Raw genomic sequence first — 17,946 nt, forward strand, 5'->3', positions numbered from 1 at the left:
TCCCACGCGGAGCATGGGAACGATCAACGGCCAGCGACCTTACTTCTTGTCGCGGCGCTTCTTGCTGGCTTTCTTGTTGTGCGACATCAAGCGACGCTTCTTGTTGACCTGGCGGTCGGTCAACGTGTTCTTGTTGCCTTCGTACGGGTTCTCGCCGCCCTTGAACTCGATGCGGATCGGCGTACCGACCAGCTTCAGCACACGGCGATAAGTGTTCTCCAGATAGCGCACGTACGACTTCGGCACTTTCTCGATCTGGTTACCGTGAATCACGATGATCGGCGGGTTCGCACCACCCAAGTGGGCGTAACGCAGCTTGATCCGGCGGTTGTTGACCATCGGTGGCGCGTGTTCGCCAACCGCGTCTTCGAGAATCTGGGTCAGACGGTTGGTCGGCCAGCGGGTGACCGCCGACTTGAACGAGTTCTGCACGGAAGCGTAGAGGTTGCCCACGCCAGTACCGTGCAGGGCCGAGATGAAGTGGATGTCGGCGTAATCAACGAAGAACAGTCGACGTTGCAGCTCGACCTTCACGAAGTCGCGCTCGCTCGGCGTCATGCCGTCCCACTTGTTGATCGCGATAACCAGCGCACGACCCGATTCGATGGCGAAGCCCAACAGGTTGAGGTCGTGATCGACCACGCCTTCGCGGGCGTCCATCACGAAGATCACCACGTTGGCGTCTTTGATCGCCTGCAGGGTTTTGACCACGGAGAATTTTTCGACTTCTTCGTGGATCTTGCCGCGCTTGCGCACACCGGCGGTGTCGATCAGCGTGTACTTCTCTTCATTCCGTTCGAACGGGATGTAGATACTGTCACGCGTGGTGCCGGGTTGGTCGTAGACGATGACCCGGTCTTCACCAAGCATGCGGTTGACCAGCGTCGATTTGCCGACGTTCGGACGGCCGATGATGGCGATCTTGATCCCGTCTTTTTCGCTCGGGCCAGGAATGCGCTTGGCTTCCTCGCCTTCGGCGACGATCTCTTCTTCTTCGCCTTCAGCAGGCTCGTCATCATCACGCGGGAAATCGCTCAGGGCGGCTTCCAGCAATTGCGTGATGCCGCGACCGTGAGCACCGGCGATCGGGATCGCGTGGCCCATGCCCAGCGGGGCGAACTCGGCGCGAGCCATTTCCGGGTCGATGTTGTCGACCTTGTTGGCGACCACGTGGGAACGCTTGTTACGTTTGCGCAGGTGCTCGGCGATCATCTGGTCGGCGGCGGTGAAACCGGCCTTGGCATCTACCAGGAACAGAACAACATCTGCCTCTTCAATGGCCAGCAGCGACTGCTCGGCCATTTTTTCGTCCATACCGTGCTCGTCACCGGAGATACCGCCGGTGTCGATCAGAATGTAGGAACGCCCTTGCCACTTGGCCTCACCGTACTGGCGATCACGGGTCAGACCGGACAAGTCGCCGACGATGGCGTCGCGAGTCCTGGTCAGGCGGTTGAACAAGGTGGATTTGCCGACGTTCGGTCGGCCCACCAGGGCGATTACGGGAACCATGCGGCTCTCCACTTCGTTATTTCAGAAAATACAAAAGCCGCTGCGAGGCAGCGGCTGGTGCTCGGGGCAACACCCATGGGTGCTGCAAGCCTTGTAAATACAAGGCCGCTTGGGGATTAACCCCAAGCATAGTTGTTACTTGATGGTCAGGGCTTCCAGTTTGCCGCTGTTGCCATACACATAAATCGTGTCACCCACCACCAGCGGACGGGCACGCAGGCCGTCGCTGTCGATGCGCTCACGGCCGACGAAACGACCGTCAACCTGACTCAGCAGGTGCAGATAACCTTCCAGGTCACCCACTGCCACGTAGCTGGAGAACACTTCCGGAGCCGACAACTGACGGCGAGCCAGCGAATCGTTGCTCCACAGCGCAGTGGTGGAACGCTCGTCGACGCCTTCAACGGTGCCCGAGGACAGGCTCACGTAAACGCTGCCGAAACCCTGGGCAATACCGGCGTAGCTCGACGCATCGCGCTGCCAGAGTTGACGACCGCTTTCCAGATCCAGTGCCGCCACGCGACCCTGATAGCTGGCAACGTACAGCGTACCGCCGGACAACAGCAGACCGCCGTCGATGTCGACCACGCGCTCCAGTTCCGAGCGACCCTGTGGAATCGCGATCCGTTGTTCCCACACCGGCACGCCGTTGGAGATGTCCAGAGCGACCACTTTGCCGGTCGACAGGCCAGCCACCGCGAGGCGGTTGGTCACCAGCGGTGCACTGGTGCCACGCAGGGTCAGAACGGCAGGCGTGCTGTCATACACCCAGCGTTGCGTACCGGTGGAGGCATCCAGACCGATCAGACGATCGTCCTGAGTCTGAACCACCACCACGTCGCCGTTGTTGGCCGGCGGCGCAAGGACTTCGCTGTTGACGCGAGCACGCCATTTCTCTTCACCATTGCTGGTATCCAGAGCGACCACTTCGCCACGCAGAGTGCCAATCAGAACCAGACCGTAACCCACGCCAACGGCGCCGGAGACAGGCAGATCGAGATCCTGCTTCCACTTCACGTCGCCATTGCCGCGATCCATGGCCATCACCACGCCGGTCACATCAGCGGCGTAGATGGTGTCACCGTCGATCGCCGGCACCAGCATGTTGTAGGTCTCGCCCTGACCGTCACCGATCGAACGACTCCACTGCTTGTGCAGAACCACTTCTTCTTTGAAGTCGGTCAGTTCAGCCGGTGGCAATTCTTTTTTACTGTTGCTGCTGCAACCCGCGGCCAGAAGGGCCAGAGCCAGCAATGCTGCATGCTTCCAACGGATCACGTCACGCATCCCCTTTGGCCAGGTCGTCGAGCTTGATTTGAAGGCCACCGACCGCCGCTTCATCCGACAGTGCCGCCTTGGCTTTTTGATACGCCTTGTTCGCGTCATCGGTACGGCCCAGCTGTACCAGCAGGTCGCCCTTGAGTTCTTCGCGAGTGGCCAGGAACGCTTTGTCGGCGTCGCCGTCGAGCAGTTTCAGGGCGTCTTCGGCCTTGTTCTGCGCGCCGAGCACCTGCGCCAGACGCTGACGGGCGATTTCGCCCAGCGCCGGGTTGGCCGGTTTGTCGACGATGGTTTTCAGCTCGGTCGCGGCGTCGTCCAGCTTGCCGCTGTCGACTGCAACCTTGGCCACGAACAGGCTGCCGTACTGTGCGTAGGCAGAACCGCCGAACTCGCTGTTGAGCTTGCCGGCCAGATCTGCAACACGGGCAACATCAGGCTTGCCGTCAGGCGTCAGCGTGGTTTCCAGCAATTGCTGATAGAGCACCGAAGCACCTTGCGACTGGTTGCTCTGATACTTGTGATAAGCCTGCCAGCCGAACACGATGACCAGCGCCAACAGGCCGCCGGTGACCAGAGGTTTGCCGTTGCGTGTCCACCAGTCCTTCAAATCCGCCAACTGTTCGTCTTCGGTACTCGACACCCCAATACTCCTTAATCGCTAAATCGGCTGTTTAGACAGCTTCAACCCTGCACGACGCAGGTGGCCAGGTGAGCGGCGAGCGCATCCCAGGCAATGCTTTGTTGTTCGCCCTGGCCACGCAGGGGTTTGAAACCTAACACTTGCTGGGCCATTTCGTCGTCACCGAGGATCAGTGCGTACAGCGCACCGCTCTTGTCGGCCTTCTTGAACTGGCTCTTGAAGCTGCCGGCGCCGGCATTGACTTGCAGGCGCAGGTTTGGAAGTTGATCGCGAACACGTTCGGCCAGTTTCAGACCGGCCAGCTCGGCGGCTTCACCGAAGGCGCAGAGGTAGACATCGACCTGACGGGAGATTTCTTCCGGGATCTGCTCAAGGGTTTCGAGCATCAGCACCAGGCGCTCGATACCCATGGCGAAACCGACGCCAGTGGTTGGCTTGCCGCCCATCTGCTCGACCAGACCGTCATAACGGCCGCCCGCGCACACAGTCCCCTGGGCACCCAGCTTGTCGGTGACCCACTCAAAAACGGTTTTGCTGTAGTAATCGAGGCCACGCACCAGCTTCGGGTTGAGCACGTAAGGAATGCCAACGGCATCCAGACGGGCCTTCAAGCCTTCGAAGTGGGCACGGGATTCGTCGTCGAGGTAGTCGGCCATTTTCGGCGCATCGACCAGCACGGCCTGGGTGTCGGCATTTTTGGTGTCGAGCACGCGCAGCGGGTTGGTTTTCAGACGACGCTGGCTGTCTTCGTCGAGCTTGTCGTGGTGCGCCGAGAGGTACTCGACCAGCGCTTCACGATAACGACCACGGGACTCGCTGGTGCCGAGGCTGTTGAGTTCGAGTTTGACCGCATCACGAATGCCCAGCTCGCCCCACAGGCGCCAGGTCATGATGATCAGTTCGGCATCGATGTCCGGACCGTCGAGGTTGAACACCTCAAGACCGATCTGGTGGAACTGGCGATAACGGCCTTTTTGCGGACGCTCGTGGCGAAACATCGGGCCGATGTACCAAAGCTTTTGCACCTGACCACCGCCGGTGATGCCGTGCTCGAGCACAGCGCGCACGCACGCGGCAGTGCCTTCCGGACGCAGGGTCAGGGAGTCGCCGTTGCGGTCTTCGAAGGTGTACATCTCTTTTTCGACGATGTCGGTCACTTCACCGATCGAGCGTTTGAACAGCTCGGTGAACTCGACGATCGGCATGCGGATCTGCTTGTAACCGTAGTTATCCAGCAGGCGCGCAACGGTGCTCTCGAAATAGCGCCACAGCGGGGTCTGCTCGGGCAGGATGTCGTTCATGCCACGAATGGCTTGCAGAGACTTGCTCACTTTAAATCCTTAAATTCGTTCGGCTTTCAGTCAGGCTCAGCCGCGCGCGATAACCGCTGCGTCAGCTTCGACCTTTTCGGCCGCTTTCTCGCGGATCAGCCTTTCCAGCTCATCCACCAGATTGTCATTCGTCAGTTTCTGCGACGGTTTGCCGTCGATGTAAATCAGGTTTGGCGTGCCGCCGGTCAAGCCGATATGGGCTTCCTTGGCTTCGCCGGGGCCGTTGACCACACAACCGATCACCGCGACATCCAGCGGCACCAGCAGGTCTTCAAGGCGCCCTTCCAGCTCGTTCATGGTCTTGACCACATCGAAGTTCTGCCGCGAGCAGCTCGGGCAGGCGATGAAGTTGATGCCGCGGGAACGCAGATGCAAAGACTTGAGAATGTCGTATCCGACCTTCACTTCCTCGACCGGGTCGGCCGCCAGCGAGATGCGGATAGTATCGCCAATCCCCTCGGCGAGCAGCATACCTAGGCCCACGGCGGATTTCACTGTGCCCGAACGCAATCCACCGGCTTCGGTGATGCCCAGGTGCAGCGGCTGAACGATTTCCTTGGCCAGCAAGCGGTAGGCTTCGACGGCCATGAACACGTCGGAAGCCTTCACGCTGACCTTGAAGTCCTGGAAATTCAGGCGTTCGAGGTGTTCGACGTGGCGCAGAGCGGACTCAACCAGCGCCGCTGGCGTCGGCTCGCCGTATTTCTTTTGCAGATCTTTTTCCAGCGAACCGGCGTTGACGCCGATGCGGATCGGAATCCCGCGATCACGGGCGGCATCGACCACGGCACGCACGCGGTCTTCACGACCGATGTTGCCCGGGTTGATCCGCAGGCAGTCCACACCCAGTTCGGCTACGCGCAAAGCGATCTTGTAGTCGAAGTGAATGTCGGCAACCAGCGGCACCTTGACCAGTTGCTTGATCTTGCCGAACGCCTCGGCGGCGTCCATGTCCGGCACCGATACGCGGACGATGTCGACACCGGCGGCTTCCAGACGATTGATCTGCGCAACGGTGGCGGCAACATCATTGGTGTCGCTGTTGGTCATGCTCTGCACAGCGATCGGCGCATCGCCGCCCACCGGCACATTGCCGACCCAGATCTTGCGCGAAAAGCGACGTTTGATTGGAGATTCGCCGTGCATGACTTATTGACCCAACTTCAGGCGAGCAGTCTCGCCACTGGTGAACGGAGCGACATCGACCGGCTGGCCGTTGTAGCTGACCTGCGCGCCACGGGCATAACCCAGGCGCACGGCAAACGGTGGCTTGCCGGCAACCGCCAGGCTGTCGCCTTTACGCTTCAGGCCACTGAACAGAACTTTGCCGCTGCCGTCGCTGACCTGGGTCCAGCAATCGGCGACGAACTGTACCGACACCTGGCCTTGACCGGCCACCGGAGCGGCTGCGGCAGGAGCGCTGATCGTCGGGGCCACTGGCGCGGTGACAGTCGGCGCTGGCGTGCTCGGAACAGTTGGTGCCGGAGTAGCAGGCGTGGCAACAACCGGGGCGGGCGTATGAACCGGTGCTGCGGGCGTTGCGCTCGGAGCAGCTGGAGCAACCGGTGCAGTTGCTGGCGCAGCAGGCTCGGCACCGGTCGATTCAGCGGTGGTTTCCGACTGCGGCAGGGCCAGAGCGGTCGCGCCCTCCGCCTGACCTTCAGCGACAGCCTGATCTTCCGGCTCGTCGATCGGGTGAATCTGGGTGGTGCCATCGGCGCCTTCGACTTCGACGTGCTCCGGGGCCAGAGTGTTCAAGTCTTTGCTCCGCAGCGAGGTCTGATCCTGCCACCAGACGAAACCGCCACCGATGACCGCGATCAGCAACAGCAGGCTGACGATACGCAAAATAGTGTGGGACACGCGCACCGGCTCTTCGATACGGCCCAGCGCATGGACGTTGCTGCCCTGGGAATCGGTGCCGGTGGACTGGTCGAATTGCTGAACCAGAACGGTCTGATCCATACCGAGCAACTTGGCATAGGCGCGAATGTAACCGCGAGCGAAGGTATGCCCCGGCAGCTTGTCGAAGGCGCCGGCTTCAAGATTGCTTAGGGAAGTCACGGTGAGGTTGAGCTTGAGGGCCACTTCGGCCAGCGACCAGCCATTGCTTTCGCGGGCCTGGCGCAGGGTCTCACCGGGGTTAACGCGATTCGCTGCTACAACTTCGGGATGCGCCGCTTTCATCATTGCTCCGACAGGTATTGCTGATATTCCGGCGTACCGGGATAGAGTCGTTTTAATTGCAGGCCGTAACTGGCGGCCTTGTCGCGATCTTCAAACACTTTTGCCAGCCGAACGCCGAGCAATAGACTACGTGCATTTTGCTCGGTTAGCAGGCTGAAACGGTCGTAATAGTCACGCGCGGGCACATAATGCCTGTCTTCGAAGGACAACTCAGCCATTTCCAGCAATGCACGCGGTTGTTGACGGTTCAAACGCAGGGCCTTTTCCAGCTGCTGCTGCGCCAACTCACGCTGCCCCAGCTTGGATGCGGTCATGCCGAGGTTCTCGAACACACGCGAACGCTCAGGATACAGGGTATCGGCGGCGGCCTGTTCAAAACGCTCGTAGGCTTCCTTGTAACGCTGTTCTTCGTAGAGAAAACTGCCGTAGTTGTTGAGGATGCGCGCATCAGCGGGACGGGAGGACAAGGCTTTGCGGAAGTGCTCGCCGGCCAGTTTCGGCTCCATTTCGGCCTGAAACACCAGACCGAGGGCAGCATTGGCGTCGGGATCGGAGCTATCCAGATCCAGTGCTTTCTTCAGCGGCACCTTGGCCCGCTCGGTCATGCCCTGCTGCAAATACCCCAGCCCCAGCTGCACATAGGCAGCCCGCGCTTCATCGCGGCCCTTGCTGGTCTTCATCGGGTTGTAGTCACCCGACAGGACACAACCAGCACTCAGGCTGGCCAACAGCAACAGCAGCGCAAAGCGCAGGGACATAGAGATCCTCTCTTAGTTAGTGTTCGCGGCGTTCTGTGCCAGATCGCTGTCGGCGCTCAACTCACGCACCGCGATGTAACGTTCGCTGCGACGGGTGCGATCCAGCACCTGCCCTACCAATTGACCACATGCGGCATCGATGTCTTCACCACGGGTGGTGCGGACAGTGACGTTGAAACCGGCCTGATGCAACTGATCCTGGAAACGACGGATCGCGTTGTTGCTTGGCCGCTCGTACCCGGAGTGCGGGAACGGGTTGAACGGAATCAGGTTGATCTTGCACGGAATATTCTTCAGCAGCTCGATCATCTCAACGGCGTGTTCGACCTTGTCGTTGATGTCCTTGAGCAAGGTGTACTCGATGGTCAGCACGCGTTTCTCGCCGAGGGACGACATGTAGCGCTGGCACGACTCGAGCAGCATCTTAAGCGGATACTTCTTGTTGATCGGCACCAATTGGTTACGCAATGCGTCATTCGGTGCGTGCAGGGACAACGCCAGGGATACGTCGATGTGCTTGGCCAGCTCATCGATCATCGGCACCACACCCGAGGTGGACAGGGTCACGCGGCGCTTGGAGATCCCGTAGCCCAGATCATCCATCATCAGATGCATGGCGGCGACGACGTTGTCGAAGTTCAGCAGCGGCTCACCCATGCCCATCATCACCACGTTGGTGATGGCACGGTCGACGGTGGCCGGGACACTGCCGAAAGATTTGTTGGCAATCCACACCTGACCGATGACTTCGGCGGCGGTGAGGTTGCTATTGAAGCCTTGCTTGCCGGTGGAGCAAAAACTGCAATCCAGGGCACAGCCTGCCTGGGACGAAACGCACAAAGTGCCGCGTTTGCCCTGGGGAATGTACACGGTCTCGACGCAGCTGCCGGACGCCACGCGCACCACCCATTTACGGGTGCCGTCGCTGGAGATGTCCTCGCTGACCACTTCCGGACCACGGACCTCAGCAATCGCCTTGAGCTTGTCGCGCAAGGCTTTGCTGACGTTCGTCATGGCGTCGAAATCATCGACGCCAAAGTGGTGAATCCATTTCATTACCTGACCGGCACGGAAACGCTTCTCCCCGATTGAGTCGAAGAATTTTTCCATTTCCGGCTGGGTCAGACCCAGCAGGTTTGTTTTAACAGTCGATGTAGTCATGGATTCACCTTCACTCTTTAAGCAATGCTTAGCGAGTGGTTACTTCAGTAGCTGCGAAGAAGTACGAGATTTCGCGAGCAGCAGCGGCTTCGGAGTCCGAACCGTGCACGGCGTTGGCGTCGATCGACTCAGCGAAGTCAGCACGGATGGTGCCAGCAGCAGCTTCTTTAGGGTTGGTAGCGCCCATCAGCTCACGGTTGCGAGCGATAGCGTTTTCGCCTTCCAGAACCTGAACAACTACTGGACCGGAGATCATGAAAGCAACCAGGTCACCGAAGAAACCGCGCTCTTTGTGCTCAGCGTAGAAGCCTTCAGCTTCGGCTTTGGACAGTTGCTTCATTTTCGAAGCAACAACTTTCAGACCAGCCTTTTCGAAACGGGTAACGATTTCGCCGGCAGCGCCTTTAGCAACAGCGTCAGGCTTGATGATGGAGAAAGTGCGTTGAACAGCCATGGTGTAACTCCAGAAACGGTAATTTGCGAAAAATTAAACCCGCGAATTATACGCGGGTTCTTGGGTATTGCCTAACCTGCGAGACGATCAGTCCAATTCTTTGGCCCAGAGCTCCTGAACCGCTTCCAGCACCTTCTCGCCGACACGGCCAGAAGTGCTGTCGAAGTCAGGCAGATCCAGGATCATCTGCTGCAAACGGACAAAACCTACAGAATACGGATCGACGCCGGCATGGGCCTCGGCCAGTTCTTCTGCAATACGTTGAACATCATTCCAACCGTAGCTCATGACAGTCTTACCAGTCAGTGCGGCGCTTCGGCCGCATGGTTAAGCGAATATTTCGGAATTTCGACGGTGATGTCTTCTTCACCGACGATAGCCTGACAGGCCAGGCGCGATTGCGCTTCCAGACCCCAGGCACGATCGAGGAAGTCTTCTTCCAGCTCGTCAGCCTCTTCCATCGAGTCGAAACCCTCGCGGATGAGGCAGTGGCAAGTGGTGCAAGCGCAGACGCCGCCGCAGGCGCTTTCCATCTCGATGTGGTGTTCGTGGGCCAGTTCGAGAATCGATGTGCCGGGCGCAGCCTCGACCACCATGCCTTCAGGGCAGAACTTCTCGTGGGGCAGAAAAATGACCTGCGGCATCAGATATCCTCGATTTCATTCAGATTGCGCCCCGACAGAGCGGCTTTCACCGTCAGATCCATGCGGCGGGCAGCAAAAGCATCGGTCACTTGCGACAGACGCTTGGTCTGCTGCTCGATGGCGTAACCATCGGTACCTTTCATCAGTTCGGTGAGTTCCTGCACTTGCAGGTCGATGACCATGCGCTCTTCGGCGTCGAGCAAACGCTCGCCATCCGCCTCCAGAGCGCCCTGCACCGCTTCGATCAGGCGCTGGGCATCGACTTGCTGCTCACGCAGGACGCGGGCGACTTTGTCGTCATTGGCGTGCTGGAACGAATCTTTGAGCATCTTGGCGATTTCGCCGTCGGTCAGACCGTAGGACGGCTTGACCTGAATGCTCGCCTCAACGCCCGAACCCAGTTCTCGGGCAGAAACGCTGAGCAGACCGTCGGCATCGACCTGGAAGGTCACGCGAATCTTCGCCGCGCCAGCCACCATTGCTGGAATGCCACGCAATTCGAAGCGCGCCAGCGAACGGCAGTCACTGATCAGCTCGCGCTCACCCTGCAGTACGTGGATCGCCATGGCCGACTGGCCATCTTTATAAGTCGTGAAATCTTGTGCGCGAGCGACGGGGATTGTGGTGTTGCGCGGGATCACCTTCTCCATCAGACCGCCCATGGTTTCCAGCCCCAGGGACAGCGGAATCACGTCGAGCAGCAGCAGCTCGCCGCCATCGCGCTTGTTGCCAGCCAGCGTATCGGCCTGGATCGCAGCACCGATGGCCACCACTTGATCCGGATCGATTTCAGTCAAAGGCTGACGACCGAAAGCTTCGGCAACGGCTTCGCGAACACGCGGCACGCGAGTCGAACCACCGACCATGACTACGGCGTGCACGTCTTCCAGCTCGATACCGGAATCACGCACGGCACGGCGGCAGGCTTTCAGGCTGCGCGCGACCATCGGCTCGATCAGCGCATCGAAGGCTTCGCGGGTCAGTTGCGCCTTCCAGTCGCCGTAGGTCACTTCAACGCTGACCCCATCGGTCAGTGCTTCTTTGGCCGCGCAGGCGGTTTGCAGCAGATTACGCTGTGCGCCCGGATCGAGGTCAGCGGACAGGCCCGCGCGCTCGATGATCCAGCTGGCAATCGCGTGATCGAAGTCATCGCCTCCCAGCGCGCTATCGCCGCCGGTTGCGAGCACTTCGAAAACACCGCCAGTCAGACGCAGAATCGAAATATCGAAGGTGCCGCCGCCCAGGTCGTAGATCGCAACAAGCCCTTCGGCATGCTGATCCAGACCGTAAGCCACAGCGGCCGCCGTCGGCTCGTTAAGCAGACGCAACACATTGAGACCGGCGAGTTTGGCCGCATCTTTGGTGGCCTGACGTTGAGCATCGTCGAAGTACGCCGGAACGGTGATCACCGCACCAACCAATTCGCCACCCAAGGTCGCCTCAGCGCGCTGACGCAGCACCTTGAGAATATCGGCGGAAACTTCGACCGGGCTTTTCGGGCCTTGCACGGTGTCGATGAACGGCATGTGCGATTCGCCACCAACAAAGCGGTACGGCAGTTGCTCGCCCAATTGCTTGACGTCGGACAGACCACGACCCATCAAGCGCTTGACCGATAGCACAGTGTTCAAAGGATCGGAGGACGCAGCCAGCTTGGCCGATTTACCGACTTCGACGCGGTCGGCGTGATAACGCACGGCGGACGGCAGGATGACCTGCCCGTTTGCGTCGGCCAGCGGTTCGGAAAGACCACTGCGCAACGCAGCGACCAGCGAATTGGTAGTGCCCAAGTCGATCCCCACAGCCAGACGACGCTGGTGCGGTTGAGGACTTTGGCCGGGTTCGGCGATCTGCAGTAGGGCCATCGTGATCAGGACTTATCTGTATATCAGGCGTGCGACCGGAGCGGCACTGGGTTAATCGTCGAGGCGCTCTTCTAACTGGCGCACTTCGTAGGTGAGCTTGTCGAGGAACTGCATGCGCCGCATCAGGCGTTCGGCCTGTTCACGTTGCGCTGCATCATCCCAACAGGCCGCGAAGCTTTCGTTGAGTTCTTCCTGAGCCACTTTCAAGCGACGCTTGAATACCGCGACACCGTCGAGGTCGGCGCTGTCCTGGAGGTCTTCGAGCTCTTCGCGCCATTGCATCTGCTGCAGAAGAAACTCGGGGTCATGGACCGTGACTTCCATCGGCACTTCATGCCCGCTGATGGTCAGCAGGTAGCGTGCACGCTGGGCCGGGCTCTTGAGCGTCTGATAAGCGTCGTTGAGGCGCGCAGACTGCTCGAGTGCCGAACGCTGCTCACGCTCGGAAGCGTCGGCAAAGCGATCAGGATGAACGCCGCGCGCCAACTCACGATAGCGCGTTGCCAACTGCTCGAGATCCAGACGGAAGCTCGGTTGCAGCTCGAATAAAGCGAAATGACAAGGAATACCCACGACAAGCCTCAGATGTTGAAGCTTTCGCCGCAGCCACATTCACCGCGAACGTTGGGATTGTTGAACTTGAAGCCTTCGTTCAACCCTTCCTTGACGAAATCGAGCTCGGTGCCGTCCAGGTAGGCGAGGCTTTTCGGGTCGATGATCACTTTTTCGCCGTGACTCTCGAACACCTGATCCTCTGCAACCACCTCGTCGACAAACTCCAGCACGTAGGCAAGGCCGGAACAGCCTGTGGTGCGAACACCCAGACGAATCCCTTCACCTTTGCCGCGCCCGTCGAGGGAGCGCCGCACGTGTCGAGCAGCCGCTTCTGTCATGCTGATAGCCATCGTTGACTCCTTACTCGTCGCCCAATGCTTAGATCAAGCCTTTCTTCTGCTTGTAATCGCGAACAGCCGCCTTGATAGCGTCTTCAGCGAGTACCGAGCAGTGAATTTTCACTGGCGGCAAGGCCAGTTCTTCGGCCAGCTGAGTGTTCTTGATGGTTTCCGCTTCATCCAGAGTCTTGCCCTTCATCCACTCGGTGGCGAGGGAGCTGGAGGCGATGGCGGAACCGCAGCCGTAGGTCTTGAACTTGGCGTCTTCGATAACGCCCTGATCGTTGACCTTGATCTGCAGACGCATCACGTCGCCGCACGCTGGTGCGCCAACCATGCCGGTGCCGACATCAGGATCTTCCGCGTTCATCTTGCCGACGTTGCGCGGGTTTTCGTAGTGGTCGATGACCTTTTCGCTGTAAGCCATGATTCTCAATCCTCACTCATCAGGGCCGCTCTTGAGACCCTGCAACTGCGCTGCGTCAGTCGCCGCGTCGCTACAGGATCTGTACCTGGCGGCTTCTATATTTAGTGTGCCGCCCACTCGATCTTCGAGATATCGACGCCGTCTTTGTACATGTCCCACAGCGGCGACAGAGCGCGCAGCTTGGTAACGGCCTCGCAAACTTTCTGCGCGGCGTAATCGATTTCTTCTTCGGTGGTGAAGCGGCCGAAGGTGAAGCGGATCGAGCTGTGTGCCAGTTCGTCGTTGCGGCCCAGGGCACGCAGTACGTACGAAGGCTCCAGCGACGCCGAGGTGCAGGCCGAACCGGACGATACCGCCAGATCCTTGAGCGCCATGATCAGCGACTCGCCTTCAACGTAGTTGAAGCTCAGGTTCAGGTTGTGCGGAACGCGGGCGGTCAGGCTGCCGTTGACGTACAGCTCTTCCAGATGCTCGACCTGCTTGTAGAAACGGTCGCTCAAGGCTTTGATGCGGACGTTTTCGGCAGCCATGTCTTCCTTGGCTACACGGAATGCTTCACCCATGCCGACGATCTGGTGAGTCGCCAGGGTGCCGGAACGCATGCCACGCTCGTGACCGCCGCCGTGCATGGTCGCTTCGATGCGCACACGCGGCTTGCGGCTGACGTACAGCGCGCCGATGCCTTTAGGGCCGTAGGTTTTGTGAGCAGAGAAGGACATCATGTCGACTTTCAGCTTCTGCAGGTCGATCTCGACCTTGCCAGTGGACTGAGCGGCGTCGACGTGGAACAGGATGCCTTTCGAACGCAGCAGTTCGCCGATGGCGGCGATGTCGTTGACGGTGCCGATTTCGTTGTTCACATGCATGACCGACACCAGGATGGTGTCTTCGCGCAGTGCAGCTTCGATCATTGCCGGGGTGATCAGACCGTCAGTCTGAGGCTCGAGGTAGGTCACTTCGAAACCTTCACGCTCCAGTTGGCGCATGGTGTCGAGGACAGCCTTGTGCTCAATCTTGGTGGTGATCAGGTGTTTGCCCTTGGAGGCGTAGAAATGTGCCGCACCCTTGATTGCCAGGTTGTCGGACTCGGTGGCACCGGAGGTCCAGACGATTTCGCGCGGATCGGCATTGACCAGATCGGCCACCTGACGACGGGCGTTTTCGACGGACTCTTCAGCTTTCCAGCCGAACACGTGGGAACGGGACGCCGGGTTACCGAAGTTTCCGTCGACCAGCAGGCATTCGCTCATTTTTTGCGCAACGCGCGGATCGACCGGGGTGGTCGCAGAGTAATCAAGGTAAATCGGCAATTTCATGGACTATCTCCTAAATCAGGGCTGGCGTGCCGCTAGCTCTTTGGCTGTCATTCGACGGCGGACGCTTCAATCTTGTCCAGGCGTGGCGCCTTGCTGTTGCAACGGCGCTGGTCCTGACGCTGGGCTACTTCTTGCACCTCACGGCGAGTCACAAGATCAGCCAAGCTGATACCACTTAGAAATTCGTGAATCTGCAGGCTCAAGTCGCACCACAGATGATGGGTCAGGCAGGTGTCGCCGGAATGGCAATCGCCCTGGCCCTGGCACTTGGTCGCATCGACCGATTCGTTGACCGCATCGATCACTTGCGCCACCTGGATGCCCTGCATGTCGCGAGACAGCTGGTAACCACCACCGGGGCCGCGAACACTGGAAACCAGGTTACTGCGGCGCAGCTTGGCGAAAAGCTGTTCGAGATAGGACAGGGAGATGCCTTGGCGCTCGGAGATATCGGCCAGGGACACGGGCCCGTGCTGCGCGTGCAACGCCAGGTCAAGCATGGCGGTCACGGCGTATCGGCCTTTTGTAGTCAGTCGCATGGACAGTTACCACGGAGTTCGGAATGGGCGGGAGTATGCAATTCCCGAGCATTTAAGTCAACTATAAGACCTAGTGCTTTAGTCGGGTTTACCCGCAAAAGAGCGCGCGCATCATAGCAAAGGCTGGCGGCGTACAGCCAGTGATTGCGAGTTATCGCTCTACGCGAGCAGGCTCGCTCCCACAGGAGAACTCATTCCAATGTGGGAGGGAGCCTGCCCGCGAAGAAATCGGCGCGGTTTAACTGGCCTGGCTTTGATCCTTGCCTTTTACGCAGGCGAAGTCTTCTTCTCGCAGCTCAGGCAGATCTTTCGCACAGTAATTGCTGCCCAGATCCTTCAGCGCACCGCACATCCCCTCCAGGCGCCCGTCGACCGCTTGCAGGTGATCGAGCAACTGGCCAATCGCGCGCGCTACCGGGTCAGGCATGTCCTCGCTGACACCGTAGGCATCAAAACCGATTTTCTCTGCCATGGCCTTGCGCTTGGCATCCTGCTCTTCATCGGATTTGACGATGATTCGACCGGGAATCCCCACAACCGTGGCGCCCGGCGGTACTTCCTTGGTCACCACCGCATTGGAACCGACCTTGGCACCGGCACCGACAGTGAATGGCCCCAGCACCTTGGCGCCAGCACCGACGACAACGCCATCACCCAGCGTCGGATGGCGCTTGCCTTTATTCCAGCTGGTACCCCCAAGAGTCACACCTTGATAAATAGTCACGTCATCGCCAATTTCGGCGGTTTCGCCAATGACAATGCCCATGCCGTGGTCAATAAAGAAGCGTCGACCGACTTTCGCCCCCGGATGAATCTCGATCCCGGTCAACCAGCGACCGAAATTCGACACCAGCCGCGCCAGCCATTTCAGCTCGTTGCGCCACAGCATGCCCGCGAGCCGATGAATCCAGATCGCATGCATGCCGGGATAGCAGGTCAGGACTTCAAAAGCGTTACGCGCCGCCGGGTCTCGATGGAATACGCTTTGGATATCTTCACGCAAACGCTCAAACATCATTTAGTCCTTCCGCTTCAGAAGCTCGCCACGGGCCGCTTTTTGGGTTTCCGTGAGGATGCCACGCAAAATGTTCATTTCCGCCCGGCTGACCGAGCTGCGTCCGTATAACCGGCGCAGGCGCGCCATCAAGTGCCGCGGCTTTTCCGGATCGAGGAATTCGATGGCAACCAGCGTTTGCTCCAGATGCTCATAGAAACGCTCCAGCTCATCCATGGTCGCCAGCTCGGCACTTTTCACCGAGGCCACTTCTTCTTTCTCGATCTTGGTCGGCTGACCTTGTGCGGCCAGCCAGGCCATGCGCACTTCATAGCTCAACACCTGCACCGCTGCCCCAAGATTCAGTGAACTGAACCCAGGATCAGAGGGGATGTGCACGTGAAAGTGACATCGCTGCAGCTCGTCATTGGTCAGGCCGGAATCTTCACGACCGAACACCAAAGCGATTTCCGCGCCCTGCCCGGCTTCCTCGACCACTTTGCTGCCGCATTCACGCGGATCCAGCAGCGGCCACGGAATGCGGCGGTCGCGGGCGCTGGTGCCGAGCACCAGATTGCAGCCGACCAAGGCATCTTCCAGGGTGGCGACGACTTGCGCGTTTTCAAGGATGTCACCGGCACCGGAAGCGCGAGCATCGGCTTCGTGATGCGGAAACAACCGCGGTTCGACCAGCACCAGCCGCGACAGACCCATGTTTTTCATGGCGCGCGCGGCCCCGCCGATGTTGCCGGGGTGGCTGGTATTGACCAGGACGACACGAATGTTCTGCAGCAAGGGAGGCGCTCTCGGACACAGGAAAGGGGTGCAAATCTTACAGAACAGCCTACCGTTAAGCTATGAAAGCGAACAGCGTCCTTCACCTGAAGAAAAGTTCTGATAGAATGCGCGGCTTTCTTTAACAACCTTAGGTGACACATCCATGCAGCCCATGCTGAATATCGCGCTGCGCGCCGCCCGCAGCGCCAGTGAACTGATCTTCCGCTCCATCGAGCGCCTGGATACCATCAAGGTCGACGAAAAAGACGCCAAGGATTACGTATCCGAGGTCGATCGCGCCGCTGAACAGAAAATCATCGATGCCCTGCGCAAGGCTTACCCGAATCACTCGATCCAGGGTGAAGAAACCGGCCTGCACGCCGGCACCGGCATCGAAGGCGAAGAGTACCTGTGGATCATCGATCCGCTGGACGGCACCACCAACTTCCTGCGCGGCATTCCTCACTTCGCTGTCAGCATTGCCTGTAAATACCGTGGTCGCCTGGAGCACGCAGTGGTTCTGGACCCGGTTCGCCAGGAAGAATTCACCGCCAGCCGTGGTCGCGGCGCTCAACTGAACGGTCGTCGTCTGCGCGTCAGCGGTCGCACCAGCCTCGACGGCGCTCTGCTGGGTACTGGCTTCCCGTTCCGTGACGACCAGATGGACAACCTCGACAACTACCTGGGCATGTTCCGCGCCCTGGTTGGCCAGACTGCCGGCATCCGCCGCGCCGGTTCGGCGAGCCTGGACCTGGCCTACGTGGCTGCCGGTCGTTTCGACGCATTCTGGGAATCGGGCCTGTCCGAGTGGGACATGGCTGCAGGCGCCCTGCTGATTCAAGAAGCCGGCGGTCTGGTGAGCGACTTCACTGGCGGTCACGACTTCCTGGAAAAAGGCCACATCGTTGCCGGCAACACCAAATGCTTCAAGGCAGTCCTGACGGCGATCCAGCCGCACCTGCCGGCTTCGCTGAAGCGCTAAGCTTCCCGCGAAACAAAAAAAGCACCCTACGGGGTGCTTTTTTTATGCCTGGAATTCGATCTTCAGATCACCAAAATCTTCATGCTGGAGCGAGCCTGCTCGCTCCCACAAGAGATCCGGGTTTAGCCAGAAATTCCGGGCACAAAAAAGCACCCCGCAGGGTGCTTCTTGTTAAAACAGTCGGT

General features: G+C 59.4%; 20 protein-coding genes. 1 reads left to right on the forward strand and 19 read right to left on the reverse strand.

The window, feature by feature from the left end:
* Nucleotides 1-39 precede the first annotated feature (39 nt).
* The 19 genes from der to trmJ form a co-directional block, all read right to left on the reverse strand.
* Nucleotides 40-1,512 carry a ribosome biogenesis GTPase Der gene (der, locus tag AC3WMT_RS19065; protein WP_090286015.1) on the reverse strand — a complete coding sequence of 491 codons (1,473 nt, stop codon included), beginning with the start codon at nucleotides 1,510-1,512 and terminating at the stop codon, nucleotides 40-42.
* 135 nt (nucleotides 1,513-1,647) lie between these two features.
* Nucleotides 1,648-2,799 carry an outer membrane protein assembly factor BamB gene (gene bamB / locus AC3WMT_RS19070; RefSeq protein ID WP_034156262.1) on the reverse strand — a complete coding sequence of 384 codons (1,152 nt, stop codon included), beginning with the start codon at nucleotides 2,797-2,799 and terminating at the stop codon, nucleotides 1,648-1,650.
* Nucleotides 2,792-3,433: a YfgM family protein gene (locus AC3WMT_RS19075; RefSeq protein WP_103304544.1), complete on the reverse strand. Its 642-nt coding sequence runs from the start codon at nucleotides 3,431-3,433 to the stop codon at nucleotides 2,792-2,794. The genes bamB and AC3WMT_RS19075 overlap by 8 nt, the downstream gene beginning before the upstream one ends.
* 41 nt (nucleotides 3,434-3,474) lie before the next feature.
* Nucleotides 3,475-4,764, reverse strand: a complete 1,290-nt coding sequence (gene hisS / locus AC3WMT_RS19080) for a histidine--tRNA ligase (RefSeq protein ID WP_103304543.1) — start codon at nucleotides 4,762-4,764, stop codon at nucleotides 3,475-3,477.
* Nucleotides 4,765-4,800: 36 nt separating this feature from the next.
* Nucleotides 4,801-5,910, reverse strand: coding sequence for a flavodoxin-dependent (E)-4-hydroxy-3-methylbut-2-enyl-diphosphate synthase (ispG, locus tag AC3WMT_RS19085; protein WP_103304542.1), 1,110 nt, complete (start codon nucleotides 5,908-5,910; stop codon nucleotides 4,801-4,803).
* A 3-nt stretch (nucleotides 5,911-5,913) separates the two neighbouring features.
* Entirely contained in the window at nucleotides 5,914-6,951 is a 1,038-nt protein-coding gene (locus tag AC3WMT_RS19090) for a RodZ domain-containing protein (RefSeq protein WP_103304541.1), read from the reverse strand.
* Entirely contained in the window at nucleotides 6,951-7,709 is a 759-nt protein-coding gene (gene pilW, locus AC3WMT_RS19095) for a type IV pilus biogenesis/stability protein PilW (protein ID WP_103304540.1), read from the reverse strand. The genes AC3WMT_RS19090 and pilW overlap by 1 nt, the downstream gene beginning before the upstream one ends.
* A 12-nt stretch (nucleotides 7,710-7,721) precedes the next feature.
* Nucleotides 7,722-8,870 carry a dual-specificity RNA methyltransferase RlmN gene (gene rlmN / locus AC3WMT_RS19100; RefSeq protein ID WP_103304539.1) on the reverse strand — a complete coding sequence of 383 codons (1,149 nt, stop codon included), beginning with the start codon at nucleotides 8,868-8,870 and terminating at the stop codon, nucleotides 7,722-7,724.
* Nucleotides 8,871-8,898: 28 nt separating this feature from the next.
* Nucleotides 8,899-9,324 (reverse strand): nucleoside-diphosphate kinase, encoded by a 426-nt coding sequence (gene ndk / locus AC3WMT_RS19105; RefSeq protein ID WP_003227894.1) that lies wholly within the window; start codon nucleotides 9,322-9,324, stop codon nucleotides 8,899-8,901.
* Between the two features lie 87 nt (nucleotides 9,325-9,411).
* Nucleotides 9,412-9,612 (reverse strand): Fe-S cluster assembly protein IscX, encoded by a 201-nt coding sequence (gene iscX / locus AC3WMT_RS19110; RefSeq protein WP_077574428.1) that lies wholly within the window; start codon nucleotides 9,610-9,612, stop codon nucleotides 9,412-9,414.
* Nucleotides 9,613-9,626: 14 nt separating this feature from the next.
* Nucleotides 9,627-9,968, reverse strand: a complete 342-nt coding sequence (fdx, locus tag AC3WMT_RS19115; protein ID WP_103304538.1) for an ISC system 2Fe-2S type ferredoxin — start codon at nucleotides 9,966-9,968, stop codon at nucleotides 9,627-9,629.
* The gene (hscA, locus tag AC3WMT_RS19120) at nucleotides 9,968-11,833 is read right to left on the reverse strand and encodes a Fe-S protein assembly chaperone HscA (protein WP_103304537.1); all 1,866 of its coding nucleotides are present in this window, start codon (nucleotides 11,831-11,833) and stop codon (nucleotides 9,968-9,970) included. The genes fdx and hscA overlap by 1 nt, the downstream gene beginning before the upstream one ends.
* A 51-nt stretch (nucleotides 11,834-11,884) precedes the next feature.
* Nucleotides 11,885-12,406 (reverse strand): co-chaperone HscB, encoded by a 522-nt coding sequence (gene hscB / locus AC3WMT_RS19125; protein WP_008084660.1) that lies wholly within the window; start codon nucleotides 12,404-12,406, stop codon nucleotides 11,885-11,887.
* Between the two features lie 8 nt (nucleotides 12,407-12,414).
* The gene (gene iscA / locus AC3WMT_RS19130) at nucleotides 12,415-12,738 is read right to left on the reverse strand and encodes an iron-sulfur cluster assembly protein IscA (RefSeq protein WP_003227904.1); all 324 of its coding nucleotides are present in this window, start codon (nucleotides 12,736-12,738) and stop codon (nucleotides 12,415-12,417) included.
* A 28-nt stretch (nucleotides 12,739-12,766) separates the two neighbouring features.
* Entirely contained in the window at nucleotides 12,767-13,153 is a 387-nt protein-coding gene (gene iscU / locus AC3WMT_RS19135) for a Fe-S cluster assembly scaffold IscU (protein ID WP_003227907.1), read from the reverse strand.
* Nucleotides 13,154-13,254: 101 nt separating this feature from the next.
* Nucleotides 13,255-14,469 (reverse strand): IscS subfamily cysteine desulfurase, encoded by a 1,215-nt coding sequence (locus tag AC3WMT_RS19140; protein WP_103304536.1) that lies wholly within the window; start codon nucleotides 14,467-14,469, stop codon nucleotides 13,255-13,257.
* A gap of 47 nt (nucleotides 14,470-14,516) precedes the next feature.
* Complete coding sequence (gene iscR, locus AC3WMT_RS19145; protein ID WP_003227911.1) at nucleotides 14,517-15,008, reverse strand: Fe-S cluster assembly transcriptional regulator IscR; 492 nt, start codon at nucleotides 15,006-15,008, stop codon at nucleotides 14,517-14,519.
* A gap of 238 nt (nucleotides 15,009-15,246) precedes the next feature.
* Entirely contained in the window at nucleotides 15,247-16,023 is a 777-nt protein-coding gene (gene cysE / locus AC3WMT_RS19150; RefSeq protein ID WP_025109222.1) for a serine O-acetyltransferase, read from the reverse strand.
* A gap of 3 nt (nucleotides 16,024-16,026) precedes the next feature.
* Nucleotides 16,027-16,797 (reverse strand): tRNA (cytosine(32)/uridine(32)-2'-O)-methyltransferase TrmJ, encoded by a 771-nt coding sequence (gene trmJ / locus AC3WMT_RS19155; RefSeq protein ID WP_064589075.1) that lies wholly within the window; start codon nucleotides 16,795-16,797, stop codon nucleotides 16,027-16,029.
* A gap of 145 nt (nucleotides 16,798-16,942) precedes the next feature.
* On the opposite strand from trmJ, the gene suhB reads away from it, so the two are divergent.
* A complete protein-coding gene (gene suhB / locus AC3WMT_RS19160; protein WP_016773320.1) occupies nucleotides 16,943-17,761 on the forward strand; it encodes a type III secretion system regulator SuhB in 819 nt (272 codons plus the stop codon).
* The last annotated feature ends 185 nt before the right edge of the window (nucleotides 17,762-17,946 follow it).

The organism is Pseudomonas sp. FW305-7 (assembly GCF_058786735.1).

Bases quoted from the DNA above. Each gene is read 5' to 3' on its own strand.
- pilW (WP_103304540.1), bottom strand. From the start codon at position 7,709: ATGTCCCTGCGCTTTGCGCTGCTGTTGCTGTTGGCCAGCCTGAGTGCT.
- rlmN (WP_103304539.1), bottom strand. From the start codon at position 8,870: ATGACTACATCGACTGTTAAAACAAACCTGCTGGGTCTGACCCAGCCG.
- iscU (WP_003227907.1), bottom strand. From the start codon at position 13,153: ATGGCTTACAGCGAAAAGGTCATCGACCACTACGAAAACCCGCGCAAC.
- bamB (WP_034156262.1), bottom strand. From the start codon at position 2,799: ATGCGTGACGTGATCCGTTGGAAGCATGCAGCATTGCTGGCTCTGGCC.
- suhB (WP_016773320.1), top strand. From the start codon at position 16,943: ATGCAGCCCATGCTGAATATCGCGCTGCGCGCCGCCCGCAGCGCCAGT.
- hscA (WP_103304537.1), bottom strand. From the start codon at position 11,833: ATGGCCCTACTGCAGATCGCCGAACCCGGCCAAAGTCCTCAACCGCAC.
- AC3WMT_RS19140 (WP_103304536.1), bottom strand. From the start codon at position 14,469: ATGAAATTGCCGATTTACCTTGATTACTCTGCGACCACCCCGGTCGAT.
- iscX (WP_077574428.1), bottom strand. From the start codon at position 9,612: ATGAGCTACGGTTGGAATGATGTTCAACGTATTGCAGAAGAACTGGCC.
- iscA (WP_003227904.1), bottom strand. From the start codon at position 12,738: ATGGCTATCAGCATGACAGAAGCGGCTGCTCGACACGTGCGGCGCTCC.
- ispG (WP_103304542.1), bottom strand. From the start codon at position 5,910: ATGCACGGCGAATCTCCAATCAAACGTCGCTTTTCGCGCAAGATCTGG.
- der (WP_090286015.1), bottom strand. From the start codon at position 1,512: ATGGTTCCCGTAATCGCCCTGGTGGGCCGACCGAACGTCGGCAAATCC.
- ndk (WP_003227894.1), bottom strand. From the start codon at position 9,324: ATGGCTGTTCAACGCACTTTCTCCATCATCAAGCCTGACGCTGTTGCT.
- cysE (WP_025109222.1), bottom strand. From the start codon at position 16,023: ATGTTTGAGCGTTTGCGTGAAGATATCCAAAGCGTATTCCATCGAGAC.
- AC3WMT_RS19090 (WP_103304541.1), bottom strand. From the start codon at position 6,951: ATGAAAGCGGCGCATCCCGAAGTTGTAGCAGCGAATCGCGTTAACCCC.
- fdx (WP_103304538.1), bottom strand. From the start codon at position 9,968: ATGCCGCAGGTCATTTTTCTGCCCCACGAGAAGTTCTGCCCTGAAGGC.
- iscR (WP_003227911.1), bottom strand. From the start codon at position 15,008: ATGCGACTGACTACAAAAGGCCGATACGCCGTGACCGCCATGCTTGAC.